This is a genomic window from Neorhizobium petrolearium (genome assembly GCF_017873175.1).
GTDB lineage: Bacteria > Pseudomonadota > Alphaproteobacteria > Rhizobiales > Rhizobiaceae > Neorhizobium > Neorhizobium petrolearium.
On the sequence record NZ_JAGGJW010000027.1, the window covers coordinates 12,494 to 27,759 of the forward strand.

At 58.5% G+C, this 15,266-nt stretch carries 13 protein-coding genes; 2 read left to right on the forward strand and 11 right to left on the reverse strand.

Going from position 1 to position 15,266, the window contains the following annotated elements:
* Positions 1-148 precede the first annotated feature (148 nt).
* From J2046_RS31770 to J2046_RS31780, 3 genes are all read right to left on the reverse strand, one after another.
* Positions 149-1,375 carry a carboxymuconolactone decarboxylase family protein gene (locus J2046_RS31770; RefSeq protein WP_233470422.1) on the reverse strand — a complete coding sequence of 409 codons (1,227 nt, stop codon included), beginning with the start codon at positions 1,373-1,375 and terminating at the stop codon, positions 149-151.
* A gap of 100 nt (positions 1,376-1,475) precedes the next feature.
* Positions 1,476-1,727 (reverse strand): Atu4866 domain-containing protein, encoded by a 252-nt coding sequence (locus J2046_RS31775; protein WP_210058639.1) that lies wholly within the window; start codon positions 1,725-1,727, stop codon positions 1,476-1,478.
* Positions 1,724-2,290, reverse strand: a complete 567-nt coding sequence (locus J2046_RS31780; protein ID WP_210058641.1) for an invasion associated locus B family protein — start codon at positions 2,288-2,290, stop codon at positions 1,724-1,726. Before J2046_RS31780 ends, J2046_RS31775 begins: the two co-directional genes overlap by 4 nt.
* A gap of 143 nt (positions 2,291-2,433) precedes the next feature.
* Between J2046_RS31780 and J2046_RS31785 the strand changes: the two genes are divergently transcribed.
* Positions 2,434-3,333: a LysR family transcriptional regulator gene (locus tag J2046_RS31785; protein ID WP_210058643.1), complete on the forward strand. Its 900-nt coding sequence runs from the start codon at positions 2,434-2,436 to the stop codon at positions 3,331-3,333.
* Positions 3,334-3,586: 253 nt separating this feature from the next.
* Here the strand turns inward: J2046_RS31785 and J2046_RS31790 are convergent, their stop codons facing one another.
* Positions 3,587-4,546, reverse strand: coding sequence for an MBL fold metallo-hydrolase (locus tag J2046_RS31790; RefSeq protein ID WP_210058645.1), 960 nt, complete (start codon positions 4,544-4,546; stop codon positions 3,587-3,589).
* 93 nt (positions 4,547-4,639) lie between these two features.
* Between J2046_RS31790 and J2046_RS31795 the strand changes: the two genes are divergently transcribed.
* Positions 4,640-5,596, forward strand: coding sequence for a LysR family transcriptional regulator (locus tag J2046_RS31795; RefSeq protein WP_210058647.1), 957 nt, complete (start codon positions 4,640-4,642; stop codon positions 5,594-5,596).
* Positions 5,597-5,842: 246 nt separating this feature from the next.
* Here J2046_RS31795 and iolB read toward each other — a convergent pair whose 3' ends face one another.
* The 7 genes from iolB to J2046_RS31830 all read right to left on the reverse strand — a co-directional run bounded on the left by iolB (position 5,843) and on the right by J2046_RS31830 (position 15,240).
* Complete coding sequence (iolB, locus tag J2046_RS31800; protein ID WP_210058648.1) at positions 5,843-6,640, reverse strand: 5-deoxy-glucuronate isomerase; 798 nt, start codon at positions 6,638-6,640, stop codon at positions 5,843-5,845.
* Between the two features lie 20 nt (positions 6,641-6,660).
* The gene (gene iolD, locus J2046_RS31805; protein ID WP_210058649.1) at positions 6,661-8,502 is read right to left on the reverse strand and encodes a 3D-(3,5/4)-trihydroxycyclohexane-1,2-dione acylhydrolase (decyclizing); all 1,842 of its coding nucleotides are present in this window, start codon (positions 8,500-8,502) and stop codon (positions 6,661-6,663) included.
* Between the two features lie 14 nt (positions 8,503-8,516).
* The gene (locus tag J2046_RS31810; RefSeq protein WP_210058650.1) at positions 8,517-10,445 is read right to left on the reverse strand and encodes a bifunctional 5-dehydro-2-deoxygluconokinase/5-dehydro-2-deoxyphosphogluconate aldolase; all 1,929 of its coding nucleotides are present in this window, start codon (positions 10,443-10,445) and stop codon (positions 8,517-8,519) included.
* Between the two features lie 130 nt (positions 10,446-10,575).
* Positions 10,576-11,478 carry a sugar phosphate isomerase/epimerase family protein gene (locus tag J2046_RS31815; RefSeq protein ID WP_210058651.1) on the reverse strand — a complete coding sequence of 301 codons (903 nt, stop codon included), beginning with the start codon at positions 11,476-11,478 and terminating at the stop codon, positions 10,576-10,578.
* A 171-nt stretch (positions 11,479-11,649) separates the two neighbouring features.
* Entirely contained in the window at positions 11,650-12,669 is a 1,020-nt protein-coding gene (locus J2046_RS31820) for an ABC transporter permease (protein ID WP_210058652.1), read from the reverse strand.
* 26 nt (positions 12,670-12,695) lie between these two features.
* Positions 12,696-14,234, reverse strand: coding sequence for a sugar ABC transporter ATP-binding protein (locus J2046_RS31825; RefSeq protein ID WP_210058653.1), 1,539 nt, complete (start codon positions 14,232-14,234; stop codon positions 12,696-12,698).
* A 61-nt stretch (positions 14,235-14,295) separates the two neighbouring features.
* On the reverse strand, positions 14,296-15,240 hold the full coding sequence (locus J2046_RS31830; protein ID WP_210058654.1) for a sugar ABC transporter substrate-binding protein: 945 nt from the start codon (positions 15,238-15,240) through the stop codon (positions 14,296-14,298).
* Between the last annotated feature and the right edge of the window lie 26 nt (positions 15,241-15,266).

The following is a 15,266-nucleotide window of genomic DNA, read 5'->3' on the forward strand; positions in this document are numbered from 1 at the left end:
CTAGCATCGCCCGTGACGATCAAGGATCGGTAGAACGAAGCTCCAATGAGATTGTCTGATCGCGCCAATGTGGATGCTGGCATCTGCCGCATGGAGATTTGAGCGCTCGTGAAACTGCCAAGGGGTCGGAACCCCAGCGCCTCAGTCATCACGAAGCGGAGTCAGCAGCCTGCTTTTCGTTGAATAACGAGATACGATCATCGGCAATCAGCAGAGCTTTTTCGATCAATGGATAGCCAGCATAGGGAATGACGTTGAAGAGGGTCTCGATAATCTCTTCCCGGGTGGCCCCGAGATTGAGAGCTGCATCGACATGGACGCCCAGCGGCTTTTCCGCCGCGATAGTTCCCTGGGCGGCGAGAGCAGAGATTGCACCCAGCTCGCGTCCCTTGGGGTCAAGCGCTGAGCGGGAAAAGATATCACCGTAGCAATGCGCAACAATAAGCCTACCCAGACCAGGAGCAATATCCTTGAAGCTGTCGACCACATCAGCGCCGGATCCTCCTGATGTTGCGGCAAGTGTTGCGGCCCCGCTCATGAAGCGCTTCTCATCATCTTTGGTGGTCTGGACTCTTTTCTGGGTATTCGCTTGTGGTCGTTCGGAAGCCACCAGGACATTGTTCGCTCTGCCAGCAGCGTTGAGCGCTGCAGGGAACCCGGAATAGACGCTCAGTTGGATAACCATTTCGACAATGTCGCTCTGGGTTGCGCCCGTAGCCAAAGCCGAAGCGATGTGGGCGTCGAAGCTCGCCCCCACCTTCCCCCTCGCCCCGAGCATTGCAGCGGACGCGAGATGGGCCAGCCTCGGCTCCAGGTGCACGGCGCAGAAGATCTCTTCGTCAAGGACCTGTTCGCGCCACTTCAGGAACTCGGGAGCAACTCGATCAAGGACAGCGAGACGGTCGGAGGAGATATCGGGTATGGCAGGTGATGCTTGAGCCTCCGTGGCATTATTGGTTTCGCCCCGGTCGGCGAGAATATCGCGGACGATGGGAACGGCGTTGATCGCCATCGGAAACCCGATAAGACCCGCGGAAATAAACAACAGGTCGACAACATCATCGGGGGTTCCCCCGGCATTCAATAATCCGTTGAGGTGAAAAGACAGCTGAGATTGCGCCGATCCGTGGGCCAGCAACGTGGCCGTGGTCAGAATCTGGCGTGTTCGCAGATCAAGACCATCCCGCGACAACACATCGCCATAGGGATATTGAATAGTGAACCGCGCCAGATCTTCCGAGAAGCGCGCAAGCTGGCTTACCGGCCCTCCAAAATTCTCACCTCCGATCTGTTTGAGAACGGCAAGACCACGAAGGTGTTTTTGTCTGTCTTCTGGCGAGGCCAAATTCTCGAGCTGCTCTTCGATTTTACTCATTATCATCGCTTTCTTTTGATCTGTTTTTCACGGACGCAGATGTTCCCATCGAGTGAAAGAATTGGACCACGCCGGCATTGGCTATGCCGGCGTGTCCAGACTACTGATTGCGATAGAGAACCATTCCCGCGTGGTACAGGACGCCATCGACGAAATCGCCGTCGGCAGTAAAGCCGGTGTCGTCCCAGTACTCGATGTGATCTCCCGACACCTCGTATCGTCCTTGATAGGCACTTTCGCGTCGGCCACGGGCCTCGTCGTAGCGGCCATTCGGAAGCAACTGGTGCCGGATGCGGCCGTCTGCGGTCACCCACATGCCGACATAAGGGTGTGAAGGCGTTGCGGTCGTCATTGTGCCGCCTCCGTCTTGCCCAGGAAAGACTGAATGGTCTCGGGTTCGACGACCCAGGCGTAGTTCAGTTCGTGCCGGATCTTCCATTTGCCACCAGTGCATTCCCAGCCCAGCTGCGAGCGGCCATCAAAAGCGATCACCTTGCCGTCAAGACGATCAATGCGGCCAACGAAGCCAAGAGTCGTCGAAGCAACTGTGTCGCCGACGATTGCGTCATGGCCTCCGGTCAATCCGTGGCGAACGGATCGGGCGGCGTTCTGCAATGCCTCCCAGTTGGCGCCGTAGCGAGCCGAATTGTCAAAGAGCTGTGTGCTACCAGGCGCAAAATTGTCGTAGAAAACCCCCTTGGTGTTTTCCAGGTCGTAATATTTGTTCAGCTTTTCTGCGAACACGAATTTACCATCGCCTTCATGACGCTCCCAGCCCTTCATGATCCAGTCGGCATGGAGCGCGAGAGGAGCCTCGGCGCCTTCCCGGGGGCACGTGCTATCCTGTGCAGCGACAGGTCCGGCGCAGATCCCCAGAACCAATGCTGCTGCGAGCGTGATCTTGATGTTCGTCATTGGAATATCTCCTTCGATGATCGTTGTTTGTTGCCTGCCGTGCTGTGCGAGATGCGTTTGTCGGCCACGAGCAATAGGTAGACAAATTTGATTGTCGCTTGTATTCCCTTTCCGCTAACGTGATTGGTTAGCAGGATGCGACAATGACAATTGACCTAAACTTGGTGCCAGTGTTTCTGGCGGTCGCCGAAGAGGGGAACTTCAGGGCCGCGGCCGACCGGCTGGGGGTTACACGCTCGGCCGTAAGCCAGGGCATCCGCCGGCTCGAGGATATCTGCGGCATCGCGCTCGTCAGCCGCACGACCCGTAGTGTGCGGCTGACCGAGGCGGGCAACCGCTTCCGCGAAACACTGTCCCAACCAATGGCAGAGGTCAGATCTGCGTTCGAGAATGTAGCGGGTGACGCAAGACCGAGCGGCTTGCTGCGGATCGCGGTGACATCGATTGCCGAACAGTTTTTGTCCGGCCCGCTGATCGCGTCCTTCGCTGAAGCCCATCCCCGCATCACGATCGACGTCACGGTGACCGACGACGTCTTTGACATTGTAGCTGCCGGCTTCGATGCGGGGGTCCGGCTGGGTGATGTGATCGAGCAGGACATGGTCGCGGTGCCACTGACGAAAGAAGAGCGAGAAGTGGTCGTCGCGACGCCGCAATACTTCGAGGTCCACGGAATGCCCCGCCATCCTCGGGACCTCGTACGTCATCGCTGTATCGGTTGGCGACCGTCTCCCAGTGCTGCGCCGTACCGGTGGGAGTTCGAGGAGGATGGCATACCTCTCGACGTCGCCGTTGAGCCGCAAATCACCACCAACGATCTGTATCTGATGATCCGGACTGCGCTCGCTGGCGGCGGTATTACATTTGCGCTGGAAGAGACGTTTCGTTCCTACATCGAACGAGGCGAGCTGATCACAGCGCTAGAGGACTATTTGCCCCCGTTTCCAGGGTTTTTCCTTTACTTCCCCAACCGCCGCAATATGGCGCCCAAGCTGCGAGCGCTCATTGACCACGTTCGTGCATTCAAACCGGCGTCATCCTAGCCGTCAGTCACCAGGGCACACTGGGTTTTGTGCCTCTGGTTGGACACGGATAATGCCCAGCTATTCGCTAATTCGGCCGGCCCGAACCAGGCCAAGGTGGCGCAGATTGGTGAGAATGGACACGCGGCTCCAGAAGGTCGAAAGCGGCAAGGCCCGCAGCGAAAACGACGTTCGTCACTATGGAAGAAGAGGGTGGTGTGCAGCCTCTTCACGGATCCGCATGTTTCGCCTTATTAGAGCCGGCTGTCAGACCTTAAGCGTAGTTGATGGGCAGCCAATCGTAATTAGTGCTGTCTTTGCGGACATGGCCAATGCCCGGAAAGGCGATATGCGCGCCTGCCACCAGATATTTGCCCTCCACCGCCTGCTTGAACGCAGTGTCGCGTGCAAACACGGCGGCTTTCTGGTCGATATCGAATTCGATGGCGACGCCGGGTTCATCGAACTGCAGGATATCGCCATGGGTGATGTCGCCCCAGAATACGATCTTCTGGCCTTCACTTTCCAGCGTGATGGCACTGTGGCCCGGCGTATGTCCCGCATAAAGAATGGAACCAAGACCGGGAACAGGCGCTGCGTTATCCGCGAAGGTTTCGAATTTTCCGGCTTCCACGTATGGCGTCACGCACTGATCCGCCTCGCCGAAATGCTGCTTTACTATGCCTGTCGCCGCCTTGGCGTTTGCCGCATTCAGCCAGAATTTTGCCTCTCGTTCATTGACCCGCAAGGTGGCGTTCGAGAAGGTGCGTTTGCCTTTGCTCATCAACCCGCCGGAGTGATCGGTATGAATATGGGTGAGAACGACGTCGTCGATCTCATCCAGCTTGTAACCGGATGCCTCAATGTTCGAAGCGAGCCTGCCGAGTGAGGGGCCCAGATAGGTACCGGTGCCCGCGTCAATCAGCACCAGTCTTTCGCCGGTGTTGACCAGGAACGCGTTGACGGAAGTTGGTACCATTTCGGGCAGAAAGGCATCATTCAAAGCGCCCTGCGCGTGTCGTTCGCTCGTGTTGGTGTAGAGCTTGGCGAGCGGCAGGGCGATGGTGCCGTCCGACAGGGCAGTGACCTCTACGGAGCCGATCTTAAGCCGGTAGAAACCCGGTGCCTGAACAGCGGCATAAGGTGCCTTGGCGAAGACGATTGATGGTGCGACGAAGGGTGCTGTGACGAGGCCGGTCAGAGCGCTTTTGAGAATGGAACGACGGGATGGCATGGATTTGCTCCTTACGTGAGGGTGCGGAACGGCTTGCAAGTTCCTGCCCATCAGCTAAGGATGCTTCGGTCAGCAATCAAATCGATACCGCTCATGCACGTCATCGATCATTTCAATCTTCGTTCCTTTGATCTCAATCTTCTCGTCGCTTTCGATGCGATGATGGAAGAGATGAGCGTCACCCGGGCAGCCCAGCGGCTGAAAATTCAGCAGCCTGCGATGAGCCACAACATAGCGACCCTGCGCACGCTGTTTCAGGATGAGCTTTTCATCCGTGTCGGTCAGGTGATGAAGCCAACCGCACGGGCGCTCAATTTGTCCGGCCCGGTACGGCAGGCTCTGCGGCAGGCGCAGGCGGCCGTGTTGATGGCGGCGGATGCATTCGATCCAGCCACCGAGCAACGCACATTCAGGCTGGGGCTTTCCAGCGAGGTGGAACTGCTATTGCTGCCCGATCTGACGGCGCGGTTGCGGGATATCGCGCCGGGCATCCGTATTCTCGCCCGCGGTGGTGATGCGCAGGAGGTCGACGCGATGCTGGATGCGGGTGTCATCGATTTGTCTGTGGGGTGCAGTTATCTGCCCGACTCACGGCACCATAGCGAGCCCCTGTATCAGTCCAGCGTATTGTGCTGTTTCAACCCGCAGCTACTGAACCTTTCCAACCCAGTGAGCCGCAATGACTATATGGCCGCACAGCACGCGGTGATCTCACAAACCGACAGCCTTCATGGCTGCGTTAAGGATGCGCTGGAACATGCAGGTGCAGACCTGGAAGTCGTGGCGGCAGCTCCCGATTTCATGTCGATATTGGCCACCGCGCGTTCATCTGCAGTGATTGCCACCGTATCTTCGCGCATCGCGCTTCGTTATGGGCCGCTATTGGGGCTCGAGGTCAGTCCGCTGCCACTGGCGCTTTCTTTCCCACCGGTGGCAATGGTTTGGCCGCTCCACATGCACACCGATCTGGGCTGCGCATGGTTGCGGCAGCAAATCCGTGAGGCGATGCTAAGGACGAACGAGAGCATAGTCGCGGATATTGCAGCGTGATGTTCCATAAAGATCGGTATGTCTTTCATGGCCTTGCCTTGAAGGGATAGGAACCGGCGACGCCCCACTGCACTGCGCGCGCACTAAACTCCTAGCCTTACTCCATCTTTCGAGTGCGACAGGTTGATCCGGGGAGCATATTCGAGGCTGAACTGAATCGGACTTTCATAGCCTGCATCGAATGCTAAGGGCGTGGCACTGCTTTCACCGTAAGAAGATTAGTCATCCCCGTACCACCTGGCTCAATTACTTCATCAACCACTCATGATCCGCATCGGCCTGGAAGCGCCATGCACGGCGCGGCCCTGCCATCACGTTGAGATAATACATCTCGTATCCGTAGGGCGCCCCACAGGGATGATGACCACGAGGAACAAGCACCACATCGTGGTTTTTCACTGCCATCGTCTCATCAAGAGACCCGTCTTCCGTGTACACCCGCTGGACGCCGAAGCCCTGGGGTGGATTGAGGCGATGATAATAGGTCTCCTCAAGATAAGTGATGCGAGGAAAATCGTCCTCGTCGTGTCTGTGGCTGGGATAGGACGACCAATGACCTGTGGGCGTGAATACTTCCGTCACCAGCAGGCTGTCGCAGTAGTCCTCGGCCTCCATGGCGATGTTGTTGATATAGCGTGCATTCGAACCTTCGCCGCGCTGGGTAAGGCTAATACCATCAGGGCCGATGCGGCGGGCGGCACGGCCGCCCCTTCCTGGTGCCAGGCACACAGCGATCGTGCAGTCGGTCGTCGCTTTCGCCTCCCACTGCGTTCCGTTCGGAACGTAGAGGCAATGAGGCGGCGTCTTCTCGAACACGTCCATGCGATCGCCAAGCTTGCCCCAGTCCTTATCCGCAGCGGTAAAGATCGCTTTTCCCTCCACCATCACCAGGATCGCTTCCATCGCTCCGGTGGACTCGGTGGCGCTCTCCCCGGCCCGTAGGCGGTAGAGCGAGAAGCCGACATAGCGCCATCCCGCCCCGGCCGGCGTGATCTCATGGATCTTCCCATGGTCACCGAAAGGCTTGCGAATGAGATTTGCCATGGACTACCCTTTCCCTATCGTCAGTTCATCAGACGCTGGAGCGCACGATTGGTGTTGTAGTGGGCACGGGCCTTTTCGAGGCGCTCCGGCCCACCCACCTGCGGCACCGCAACGTCCCACCAGTACCCGCCCGCGCCCGTGCCGCTCACGGCCTCGGTGTCGATCACGATGACGGTCGGTTTGGTGCGCCCCCGTGCCGCGACGATGCGCGCTTCGAAATCGGCAATGCCTAATGCCTTTTCGGCATGGGCGCCCATTGAGGCGGCGTGCGCGACGAAATCGATCTCCGGCTGGTCCTCGATGTTCGAGTCCTTGTACATATTGTTGAATTCGGCGCCGCCACATTCCTGTTGCAGCCGGTTGATGCACCCGTAGCCGCGGTTGTCGGTCAGCACGACCGTGAAGGGCACGCGCATCATGACAGCCGTCGCGAGTTCGGAATTGGCCATCATGTAGCTACCGTCGCCGACGAAGCAGATAACTTCCTTGGACGGGTCGGCCAGCCGTATCCCCATGGATCCCGCAACTTCGTAGCCCATGCAACTGTAGCCATATTCCATATGGTAGCCATTGCGCGCGGATTGCCACAATACCTGAAGCGCGCCGGGCATGGTGCCGGCGGCGCACATGGCCACTGTGTCGTCCGTTGCCACGCGCTGCACCGCGCCGATGACTTGCGCATCGCTCGGCAGCATGTTCACCTGTTCGTCGGCGGGAGCGGCGGTCACGGCTTTGACGGTTTCCAGCCAGGCGGCACGACTGCCCTTGTCCGGAGCCGGCGCGCGATAGCCGCCAAGCCCGAGAGAAATTCGTTCGAGCGTCAACTTGGCATCCCCGACAACACCGACCGCGCCGTGTTTGGAGGCATCGTAGCCATGAAGGTTGATGCTGAGGAGGTGGCAGCTATCATTTCTGAACAGCGTCCAAGACCCTGTGGTGAAGTCCTGAAAGCGCGTACCGACGCCAATGACGAGATCTGCCTCGGCGCACAGCCGGTTGGCGCAATCCGAACCGGTGACACCGGGGGAACCGAAATTCAGATCGTCGCTTGCCGGATTCGCGCCCTTACCGGCCTGCGTTTCCACGAAGGCGATGTCATGTCTGCGTGCGAAGTCGGCGAGCACCTGTTCGGCGCCGGAATAGAGCACACCGCCGCCGGATACAATCACGGGCGCCTTCGCCGCGCGGATCATGCGGATCGCATCTTCGACCTCGCTTGCGTCGGCTTCCGGGCGGCGGATGCGCCAAATCCGGGGTTCAAAAAAGGCGACGGGCCAGTCCCAAGCCTCGGATTGAACATCCTGGCAGAAGGCCAGCGTTACCGGGCCACAATTGGCCGGATCGGTCATGACCCGCAGGGCGCGTGGAAGCGCCGTCAGAAGGTGTTCCGGCCGCATGATCCGGTCGAAGTAGCGGCTGACGGGGCGGAAGCAGTCATTGGCGCTAACCGTGCCATCGTCAAAGTCTTCGATCTGTTGGAGAACGGGATCAGGACGGCGGTTGGCAAAAATGTCGCCGGGGATAAGCAACACCGGCAGGCGGTTGACATGCGCCAAAGCTGCCGCCGTCACCATATTGGTCGCGCCCGGACCGATCGAAGAGGTGACGGCCATGGCCTTGCGACGACGCTTCTGCTTGGCATAGGCGATCGCAGCATGCGCCATTGTCTGTTCGTTCTGGCCGCGCCAGGTCGGCAGTTTTTCGCCGATACCGTGCAGGGCCTCTCCCATGCCTGCGACATTACCATGGCCGAAGATGGCCCAGACGCCCTCGATGAACCGCTCCCCGTCCTCGTTCATCTGAACCGAAAGCCAGCGGACCAGGGCCTGCGCTGCCGTCAGGCGAATAGTTTGTCTCGTCATGTTCAGAACTCCTCTTAGGCGCTGCGACTTTTGCGTTGTCCCGTTCCGACCGCTTCTCGCGCCTCATCCCATATGTCGCAAAGACGTCGATAGCGTCTCTCCATATCGATCACCGCCGCGTCGTCACCGATCGTGCCGGCGAACCAATTGCGCGCAACCTCGCCGAAGATCGTCCTGCCAACTGCAAATCCCTTGACGAGATCGTAGCCCGCCGCCACTTGGAAACTCTCAGCGAGCACATCTTCCGGTGCGTCGAGACCCAGCACGACAATACCGCGTACATGGGGGTCGTGATCGTGAATGGCCTGGCAGGTTTGGCTCCACGCTTCATGCGTAGCCATCGGCTCCAGTTTCCACCAGTCGGGATAAATGCCGATCTCATAGAACCGTCTGATCAAGGCTGCGGTAGTCGTGTCATCCACCGGACCGACCTTCGACGGGATGATTTCCAGCAGGAATTCGAGTCGACTGCGCCTAGCTGCATGGAACAGCCGCGTGACGACAGCCTCCTGCTTCTCACGCATCTCCGACGTGTCGGTCGGGTGGCAGAAGCAAAGGACCTTCACGACATTTTCAAGCGGCCATTCCGCGAGCGCACCGTAGTCACGGCCGAGTTCCGGCTCCAGCAACAACGGGCGGGACGCCGGCCATTCTACCGGGCGCCCGATCCACAACCCCGAACCCGATGCCGCATGCAGGGCATTACGACCAAGGCGGTTGTCGCATAAGATACCGTAGCCGGGTTGGCCATCTTGCACCTGCAACGCGGCCTTCAGGCAAAGTTCTTTGAACGCGCCTATGCGTTCAGCCGTAGCGCCTTCGATAGCTTCCAATTGAATGCGATGGTCGAAGGCGAACACCCGCATGACCGGCCAATCGCCTCGCCGGTTTGTGGACCAATGCAGTTGTTCCAGAACCTTGTCATGTCTCAAGGCTTTTTCGACCACGCCACGATCGAGGAAGAACTTCAACTCCTCCAGCGAGGGATAGGAGGGTGTGCAGCCGTGGCGGCTGACGGCAAAAGCCCCGCAGGCATTTGCATATTCGAGCGTCCTTGCCCATGTCTCATCATCAAGCCAGCCCTTCAACAGGCCGGCCATGAAGCCGTCACCGGCGCCCAGAACGTTGAACACTTCAATAGGGAAACCCCGACCGCTGATCGCCTCGTCCAGGGAGTCCGGAACAGCACCGGTAATGGCAACCGCACCTGCCGCACCGCGCTTGCAGATCAGGACGGCAGGCGTCCGTTCGCGAACGGCCCGCAAAGCTTCGATCGTGTCAGCCGAACCACCGGCAATGTGGAATTCCTCTTCCGTTCCGACGATCAGGTCGAACAGCGGCAGGTGGCTCTGCAGTCTGGCGGTGACGGCTGCACTTTCAATATAGCGGCTCTCACCGTCTCCATGACCGGCCAAGCCCCAGAGATTGGGACGGTAGTCGATATCGAGACCGGTGCGGGCGCCACTCCTACGGGCTAAGGTCAACGCCTTCACCACGGCTGCCTCCGTTCTGGGATGGCTTAGATGCGTACCCGTCGCGACTACGGCGCGGGCTTCGGCGATAAAATTCTCGTCCATGTCGTCTTCCGAAAGCGCCATGTCGGCACAGTTCTCACGGTAGAAGATCAGCGGAAAATGATCCTCGTCACGGATGCCCAGCAATACCAGCGCCGTCAGCCGTTCCGGATCGGTCACCACGCCGCGGATATCGACACCCTCGCGCTGGAGTTCCTCGCGAATGAACCGGCCCATATGCTCATTGCCGACACGCGTGATCAATGCCGATCTGAGCCCGAGGCGCGCAGCACCTGCGGCGATGTTTGTCGGCGAACCTCCGAGATATTTCTGGAACGACGCCATATCCTCCAGCCGTCCTCCAACCTGTGCTCCGTAGAGATCAACCGAGGAGCGTCCGATTGTGATAAGATCGAGAGACTTGTTCATTTCGTTCTCCGTAAATGCCGCAGAGCGGTCGACGGTCTAAGCAGGACACAGCTTTCCCACCGGGCGACAGGGTCACGCGGGTGATCTGGCATTGGCATCGGCCAGAGATGCGCTGAAGGCGACTCCAGACTTATTTCGGCCAGTATTTTTCGATGTAGCGGTTCATCTCCGCCAGCATGAACTTGCCGGAGTGATCCGCCTTGTCTTCCCAAGCAAAAACACAGGCGGTCATGATGCCGTCAAAACCGATTTCCCCCAGCGTCCCGAAGAAGTCATCCCAGGGAACCTCGCCTTGGCCGATGTTGAGGTGCTGATGCACACGAGCCTGCGTACCGGGCGGGTTGAGGATATATCGCAGTCCCGAGCTTGCCTTGTGATTGAACGTATCGCCTACATGGACGTGGGCGAGAACGTCTTTTGCTTCGCGCAGCATGGCCTTGGTGTCATCACCGAAGTAGAAGGTATGCGGCGCGCAGTAGAGGAACTTGACGTTCTTCGAATTGACGGTGCGGATGATGTCGAGCGCTGGCTGCAGTGTCTCGCACCAGTCTTCCGGATGGGGCTCGATGTTGAGCTGGATGTTTTCCCTTTCGAAGACCGGAACGAGCTCTTCCATGGATCTCCACCAGGCGTCCTCGCAGGCCTCGATCATCGAGCCGGTATGGCAGCAGTAGCAGCCGCCTTTGTCGGGGTGCGGACCGCGGCCAAATTCGGAATTCATTGTATCGATTTCCATTTCGACGGCGATTTCGATGGCGCGCTTCCAGTGTTTTACCGCCGCCTGTCGTTCGCTCTCGTCGTTAGAAGCCCAACGATACATTGGCAGTAGCGAGGCGATTTTCACATTCTCCGCCGCCAGCGCTTTCTTGAATTCTTTCATCCGCTGCGGGAAGACGCGGGGCGCCTTGAACCATTCGAGAAAATCGGCGCGCGGGCTCATCTCGATCCAGTTATAGCCAAGCTCGCGTACCTTGCGCGGCAGCTCCTCAAGGCTGAGGTGACGGTGCATGAACGGGTCTATTGCGATGCGCATTTCTGCCTCCGGGCGGAGTTGTGTTGACATTGTGTTGGACGGCACTGTTTGGGGCTGCGGGCCAGGGAGGGATGGCCCGCAGCAAGGTCCGCTTACTTCACATAAGCGGCCATGATCGGAGGTCGCGAGACATGTCGAGGTCAGCAACGAGCTTCTTCATAAGGCTGGTCTTCAGGCTTTCTTGACGCGCTTCTTCTGGCGATAAACGTCCGCGACGACAGCCGCCACGATGATCAGGCCCTTCAGCATTTCCTGGTAGTAGGCATCAAGCCGGAGAAAGGTGAAGCCGGAAATGATGACGCCGAAGATGACCATGCCGATACACGTCCCGAGAACGGAGCCGCGTCCGCCTGACAGCGACACGCCGCCGATGACAGCCATGGCGATGGCATCCAGCTCATACATCTGGCCCATGCCAGCCTGGGCTGTGAGGCCGCGCGCGGCAACCACAATCCCGGCCAGAGCGGAAAGCAGTCCGGCCACGGCATATATCTTCACAGTGTGACGCTCGACATCGATCCCGGTCACGCGTGCCGCATGGGCATTGGCACCGATTGCGTAAGTGAACTTTCCGTATCGGGTGTAACGCAACACGACATGCATGATCACGGCGACGACGAGGAAGATCAGAACCGGCGTCATGCCTTTGCCCAACGCTGCGAAGCTGTCGGTCGGAAAGCTGATCGGCTGCCCCTTCGTGTACCATTTGGCAAAGCCGCGGGCCGTCACCATCATGCCGAGGGTGGCGATAAACGGCGGAATGCGCGTATAGGCAATCAGGGCTCCGTTGATGGCCCCACAGATCAATCCGACGATCAATCCGATCGCGACAGGGACAATAACCGGAAGGTCTGTCAGGCCGGGATACAGTGCCCGCTCGAAAGTGCCGATTTGTGCAAAGCTCATGGCAATCATGGCCGTCGCGCCGACGATCGATCCCGAACTGAGGTCGATGCCGCCGGAAATAATGACCTGGGTGACACCGATCGCAATGATGCCGATCACCGACACCTGCAGAATCATGATCGACAGGCGTTGGGGATTGAGCAAAAACGATTGTCCCTGCAGGATCCAGCCGAGGATCTCGAAGGTCAGAGAGATGCCGATGAGAACCAGCAGGATATTCAGCTCGGACGGCAACTTGCGTTTCGTCGTTGCTACGGCCGCAGCTTGTTGCGAAATCGTATTCATATGTTCTCCTCCTCTTCGGCGCCGCGTCAGCGCGCCGCGAGATCCATGATTTTGACCTGGTCAGCATCCGCGCGGTCGAGAAACCCGGAAACGCGCCCCTCATGCATGACCATGATCCGGTCGCTCATACCGAGAACTTCCGGAAGCTCCGACGAAATCATCAGGACAGCGACGCCTTCGGCCGCGAGGCCCGTAATCAGCCGGTGAATTTCCGATTTGGCGCCAACATCGATCCCGCGCGTCGGTTCATCCAGGATAAGAATGCGTGGCTTTGTCAGTAGCCAGCGTGCGATCAGCAGCTTCTGCTGGTTCCCGCCCGACAGATTTTCAACGATCTCGTGGAGATTCGGTGTCTTGACCCTAAGCTTCGCAGCCATATCCGCGGCCAGCCTGGTCAACGTCTTCTGATCGACGAAGCCTGCTTTGACATGCGATCGCGTGATCAGCGCGGATTGAATATTCTCCAGGCAATCAAGAGCGAGAAAGCACCCGGTCTCCTTGCGATCCTCTGTGAGGAATGCCATGCCATGCGCCATCGCCTCGTTCGGGCTACTGATTGTGACCGCCTTGTTATCGATGAGGATCTGGCCGCTTGCGGCAGGATTCACGCCAAAAAGGGCTTCGGCGACATTCGAGCGCTTTGAGCCGACCAGGCCGGCGAGACCCAATATTTCACCGCGCCTCAACGAAAACGAAATGTCGTGGAAGACACCCGGAATCGTGAGTTTGTTTACCTCTAGAATGACATCGCCGATCGGGCAGTCGATCTTTGGAAACATATTGGTGATTTCGCGCCCGACCATCATACGAATGATGTCGTCGCGGGTCACATCCTTCGATGCATGTGTGCCGATATACTTGCCGTCGCGGAAGACTGTGAACTCGTCGGCGATCTCGAATAGTTCGTTCATCTTGTGAGTGATGTAGATGATGCCGATACCGCGGGCCCTCAGGTCGCGAATGATGGCAAAGAGATGCTCCACCTCGCGCTCGGTCAGTGCAGAGGTCGGCTCGTCCATGATGAGGATACGCGATTCATAACTGACGGCGCGCGCGATCTCGACCATCTGCTTCTGTGCTACCGTCAGCTCGGAAACCTGGGTGCCGGGATCGAGTGAGAGATTGAGACGCGAGAAGAGCTCGCGGGTCATCTCGGCCATCTTTCCGTGATCGATCAGGCCAAAGCGATTGCGCGGCTCGCGCCGTATCCAGATATTTTCGGCAATCGTCATCCAGTTCATCAACTGGAGTTCCTGATGGATCATGGCGATGCCCTGCTCGAGAGCGTCGAGCGGCGATTTCAGGGTCACCGGCTCGCCACGCAGCCGGATTTCTCCTGCATCGGGTTGGTAAATGCCGGCGATAATCTTCATGAGAGTGGATTTGCCGGCGCCGTTCTCACCCATCAATGCATGCACACTTCCCGGGCGGACGCGAAGCTGGACGTTATCAAGCGCAAGAACACCGGGAAACTCTTTGCGGATTCCCTCAAGCGCGAGGAGTCCGTCGATCTCTATCTTCTCCAGTACCTGCTTGATTGCTGACGCCGTGGCCGGACTAACCATTTACATCCTCCTCCCAAAAATCTGCGAAGGGGTGCTCGACCCCTTCGCCGTTCTTGCAACCTCAGTTCTTTTGCTGGAAGTCCTTGAGATTGGCGGGTGTAACGAGTTCGAAGGGCACATAGACCTTCTTTTCCACGCTATCGCCCTTGGCCAGCTTCAGCGCGGCATCGACCGCGCCCTTGCCTTGACCTGCGGCATTCTGGAAGACCGTCACGTCCAGGTCTCCGGCTGCCATGGCCGCGAGCGCGTCCTGCGTGGCATCGATCCCGCCGACGATCACCTGATCCATTGGAACGTTTGCGGCCTTGAGCGCCTGGATGGCGCCAATCGCCATTTCGTCGTTGTTCGCAAGAACAGCATCGAATTTGATGCCAGCCGACAGCCAGTTGGTGACGAGGTCAGCGCCCTGCGTGCGAGACCAATTACCAACCTGTTCTTCCGCAATGGACATGAAGCGGCAATCGGGCGTGGCGATCACGTCCTTGATAGCCTGCGTGCGCATGCGGGAGGCCTGGTTGGAAAGTTCGCCGAGAAGAACGACGATCTTGGCCTCCGTCTTGCCGGCGGCTTTCAGCAGGCGGCAGGCTTCCTGCGTTTCAAGAGTGCCGGCATCAATCTCCTTGGAGGCAACGAATGCCTGCTTGTCAGGAAGCTGATCCACATTGGCCGGCTCGCGATTGACGTAGACGAGCGGGATACCCGCAGCGGCAGCAGCTTGCGTCATGGCGGCCGTCGCATCGGTGTCAACCGGATTCACGATGATCGCATCGACGCCGGAGGCGACGAAGTTCTGGATCTGGTTGAGCTGCTTGCCGACGTCGTTTTGCGCATCCTCGATCTGAAGATTCACATCCTTCAGTTCCTTGGAATAGTCGATCATACCGTTGCGCAGGACCGTCAAAAAGTTGTCGTCGAACAAGGCCATCGACACGCCGATGTTTTCAGCCTGTGCTGTGCCAGCCATTAGGCCCGCCAACATTGCGGCCATAACCAATTTGGATTTCATGCTGCTCTCCTCCCTAGTTAAGAGCT

Coding starts and splice junctions, on each gene's coding strand:
- J2046_RS31770 (WP_233470422.1), bottom strand. CDS start 1,375: ATGAGTAAAATCGAAGAGCAGCTCGAGAATTTGGCCTCGCCAGAAGAC.
- iolB (WP_210058648.1), bottom strand. CDS start 6,640: ATGGCAAATCTCATTCGCAAGCCTTTCGGTGACCATGGGAAGATCCAT.
- J2046_RS31785 (WP_210058643.1), top strand. CDS start 2,434: ATGACAATTGACCTAAACTTGGTGCCAGTGTTTCTGGCGGTCGCCGAA.
- J2046_RS31810 (WP_210058650.1), bottom strand. CDS start 10,445: ATGAACAAGTCTCTCGATCTTATCACAATCGGACGCTCCTCGGTTGAT.
- J2046_RS31820 (WP_210058652.1), bottom strand. CDS start 12,669: ATGAATACGATTTCGCAACAAGCTGCGGCCGTAGCAACGACGAAACGC.
- J2046_RS31795 (WP_210058647.1), top strand. CDS start 4,640: ATGCACGTCATCGATCATTTCAATCTTCGTTCCTTTGATCTCAATCTT.
- J2046_RS31815 (WP_210058651.1), bottom strand. CDS start 11,478: ATGCGCATCGCAATAGACCCGTTCATGCACCGTCACCTCAGCCTTGAG.
- iolD (WP_210058649.1), bottom strand. CDS start 8,502: ATGACGAGACAAACTATTCGCCTGACGGCAGCGCAGGCCCTGGTCCGC.
- J2046_RS31825 (WP_210058653.1), bottom strand. CDS start 14,234: ATGGTTAGTCCGGCCACGGCGTCAGCAATCAAGCAGGTACTGGAGAAG.
- J2046_RS31830 (WP_210058654.1), bottom strand. CDS start 15,240: ATGAAATCCAAATTGGTTATGGCCGCAATGTTGGCGGGCCTAATGGCT.
- J2046_RS31775 (WP_210058639.1), bottom strand. CDS start 1,727: ATGACGACCGCAACGCCTTCACACCCTTATGTCGGCATGTGGGTGACC.
- J2046_RS31790 (WP_210058645.1), bottom strand. CDS start 4,546: ATGCCATCCCGTCGTTCCATTCTCAAAAGCGCTCTGACCGGCCTCGTC.
- J2046_RS31780 (WP_210058641.1), bottom strand. CDS start 2,290: ATGACGAACATCAAGATCACGCTCGCAGCAGCATTGGTTCTGGGGATC.